A 2,508-nucleotide genomic window follows, 5' to 3' on the forward strand; every position below is an offset into this window, starting at 1 on the left:
ACAACACCACAATTCATTGCGGCATAATGGCGTTGATTTGCTAAAAAATCTGCAAACTCACCATAATCATAAGCATGAACTTCTATCAATGACATCGGAACAGTATCGCGTGACTTTGTTAGTATGTATGCATCACCCGTCACTTTGGTTGGGATCATAAAGTAAACACCCACTAGGCATAGCAGGACAAGCGCAAAAATTTTCATATAAAATCTTTTTAAACTTTTTGTTAATTACAGTTTCATCAAATAATCAAAGCTTTTGTAGAGCCACTTCATCTTACTAGTAAAAGTCTCATTTGTTAAACCTATGTATACTTTTTGGCTCATGTTTTGAACTCATCTAATAAATCAAAAATGATTTAAAACACAGCATAGCTACATAAACAAAGGGTTTAAATGAATTTTTTCATAAAAACCTTGACCAAACACTATACTAAACATTTGGTATAGTGTTATAGTCCTGTTAATGGATTTAGTAACCAATCTAGCAACAGGATGTTGTTCATACTCCTCTCGCTGTATTTGGAACTATCACAAATTTAATTTGGTATTTGAGACGTTCAAATGAAAAAGCAACTACGTAATACCCTGCCTAAAAAAGCCCTTAGCCACGTAGTGGGTGGGAATGGGAGTGGCAACGATCCTGCGACTCCACCTTTTAGGGCGTATGGTCACCTAAAACCGCTTAGTGCGGGTGGCGGTGGTGGTACAGAGCCATTTGCTGTTTATTAATCTAGTTTAAGAGATGAACACTAAAGAAATGGTAAGCTTTAGGCTCCATACTTTAAGGAGTTATATTATGAACAAGGCAAAACGAGATACTTATAAGTTAAAAGAACTAAAAGAAGGATTGATCCGATTAGTAGCGGCAGGTAATGGTAGTGGTAATAACCCTATTCCAAAAAGTACAAATACAATATCAACAGAAAAAGTTAAGAAGGTTTTTGGTGGTAACGGTAGTGGCAATAATCCAATTGGTACTCAAGCCGCTTATGGCGCATATGTGTATCCAGTCACTGAAAAACCAACGGTAAAACCTTAAAATCAGTAAAATCGCTTTCGCTTAAGGATTAAAGGGAACTCAACAATGATGGCTGTCTACTCCGAATTACTATACCAACTAAATAATTGGTTGTGGCTTATATCTATAGTTATTCCAATATTGGTGTTTTTCGCAGGGCGCAGTAGTCAGTCATATTTAATCGTTGCCACAGTTTGGTGTGCGTCTCACTTCATAAACTTAAAACTAGAACCATGGCTATGGGAATTAGCAACATCTAGATCTGACAACCTGATTTACTGGTTTTCTACTTGGGCGAGTATAGATGCACTTTGTATTGCACTTATTGTTATGGCTCACAGATACGTGAATATTAAATTGGACTTTGAAGCATTCAGCATCTCTGTATGTTTAGCAGGGTTAGCGTTTTTGCAGATAGCTACATACCTAGATGGCGTAGTTTGGCAAACTAAACTCCTACAGGAAGCATACACAGTGGGCGTTAATACTGGGCATGTTGCAAATAGTGTGATTTTATTGTTCCCGCTGATCACAGGCGCTAAAGAATTCATAAATAGCAAAAGGAAAGTTGTCTAATGTTTGGTTTGTTATATTTAGCTATTTTGACGATCACTTTGGTATTTTTGGTTGTACAGGTTTTCAAACATAAAAGCACGCCTATTGATAAAGCCAGAAGAGAGGTTGAAAAGGAAGTACAAAAAGAGTTCCAAATTAAAGCACATCAACTGGCAATAGATTATGTAAAGACCACACAAATAGCAGAGTGCGATGTTAGATATAACTCATTACAGAATTGGAAAGAAAATGCACATAAATACTACATTGATTACAACGCACAAGTTGCATACGAAATGGAGCAATTAAATGTTGTCAAGATAGGTTTTAAGTTTAAAGAGAGTCTTTAACCCTCTTTTTTAAACGTGTTGTTATTATCTTTGGTTGAAAATTGGATATCTTCACCAGCTGCTTTCTTCACTGAAAAAACAGCAAAGTTCAAAACAGTAGAAAAGGGAGTATTTTTTTCCTTTGTTAACCAACCAAGCTCGGCAGATTCAAACAGAAACGAGCTGATACCCTCTAATATTTCATTCTCAGAATAACAGGCCGTAAGTTTTTTACCAGTAAGAACGTACTGAGTATCAACGCCAGCCTCAGCAAACATTGATAGCTGTGTGGCCGTAGGCGACGTAATACCTTTTTCCCAATCGACTAGAGCTCTTCTTTTTGCTCCTGCTAATGCAGAAAAGTCATCTTGATTTAAACCCAGCCGCTTACGCTCTTCTTTTAGACGAGTACCAATCATGCGCTTTAATCCGCTCAAAAATGTTGACTTGTGCGGATTTGTGCACAATAATCAACTCAACACTAACCAAACCCTTTTGTTTACCGTTCGCCAAAACATCACAAAAGGGTTCATTCAAAAAGGTAGATTACTATGAAATCTCACGAAATTAAAGCTGCCATTGCAGACAAGGGGTATACATT

At 37.0% G+C, this 2,508-nt stretch carries 6 protein-coding genes; 4 read left to right on the forward strand and 2 right to left on the reverse strand.

What is annotated here, in order from left to right; genetic code table 11:
• A partial coding sequence (locus HC733_RS21930; protein WP_190367073.1) for a hypothetical protein occupies nucleotides 1–206 on the reverse strand: 206 nt, incomplete at its 3' end.
• Nucleotides 207–566: 360 nt separating this feature from the next.
• On the opposite strand from HC733_RS21930, the gene HC733_RS21935 reads away from it, so the two are divergent.
• The 4 genes from HC733_RS21935 to HC733_RS21950 all read left to right on the forward strand — a co-directional run bounded on the left by HC733_RS21935 (nucleotide 567) and on the right by HC733_RS21950 (nucleotide 1,928).
• On the forward strand, nucleotides 567–734 hold the full coding sequence (locus HC733_RS21935; protein WP_190367104.1) for a hypothetical protein: 168 nt from the start codon (nucleotides 567–569) through the stop codon (nucleotides 732–734).
• Between the two features lie 67 nt (nucleotides 735–801).
• The gene (locus tag HC733_RS21940) at nucleotides 802–1,044 is read left to right on the forward strand and encodes a hypothetical protein (protein ID WP_190367105.1); all 243 of its coding nucleotides are present in this window, start codon (nucleotides 802–804) and stop codon (nucleotides 1,042–1,044) included.
• 45 nt (nucleotides 1,045–1,089) lie between these two features.
• Entirely contained in the window at nucleotides 1,090–1,599 is a 510-nt protein-coding gene (locus tag HC733_RS21945) for a hypothetical protein (protein WP_190367106.1), read from the forward strand.
• Nucleotides 1,599–1,928, forward strand: a complete 330-nt coding sequence (locus tag HC733_RS21950) for a hypothetical protein (RefSeq protein WP_190367107.1) — start codon at nucleotides 1,599–1,601, stop codon at nucleotides 1,926–1,928. The genes HC733_RS21945 and HC733_RS21950 overlap by 1 nt, the downstream gene beginning before the upstream one ends.
• On the opposite strand, the gene HC733_RS21955 is transcribed toward HC733_RS21950, so the two are convergent.
• On the reverse strand, nucleotides 1,925–2,326 hold the full coding sequence (locus HC733_RS21955; protein WP_190367108.1) for a helix-turn-helix domain-containing protein: 402 nt from the start codon (nucleotides 2,324–2,326) through the stop codon (nucleotides 1,925–1,927). The two genes, HC733_RS21950 and HC733_RS21955, sit on opposite strands and share 4 nt — an antisense overlap.
• Between the last annotated feature and the right edge of the window lie 182 nt (nucleotides 2,327–2,508).

It is taken from the genome of Pseudoalteromonas sp. S16_S37, assembly GCF_014694405.1.
Classification (GTDB): domain Bacteria; phylum Pseudomonadota; class Gammaproteobacteria; order Enterobacterales; family Alteromonadaceae; genus Pseudoalteromonas.

Excerpts from the sequence above, each read along its gene's own strand:
- HC733_RS21935 (WP_190367104.1), top strand. The coding sequence starts at position 567 with ATGAAAAAGCAACTACGTAATACCCTGCCTAAAAAAGCCCTTAGCCAC.
- HC733_RS21955 (WP_190367108.1), bottom strand. The coding sequence starts at position 2,326 with ATGATTGGTACTCGTCTAAAAGAAGAGCGTAAGCGGCTGGGTTTAAAT.
- HC733_RS21950 (WP_190367107.1), top strand. The coding sequence starts at position 1,599 with ATGTTTGGTTTGTTATATTTAGCTATTTTGACGATCACTTTGGTATTT.
- HC733_RS21940 (WP_190367105.1), top strand. The coding sequence starts at position 802 with ATGAACAAGGCAAAACGAGATACTTATAAGTTAAAAGAACTAAAAGAA.
- HC733_RS21945 (WP_190367106.1), top strand. The coding sequence starts at position 1,090 with ATGATGGCTGTCTACTCCGAATTACTATACCAACTAAATAATTGGTTG.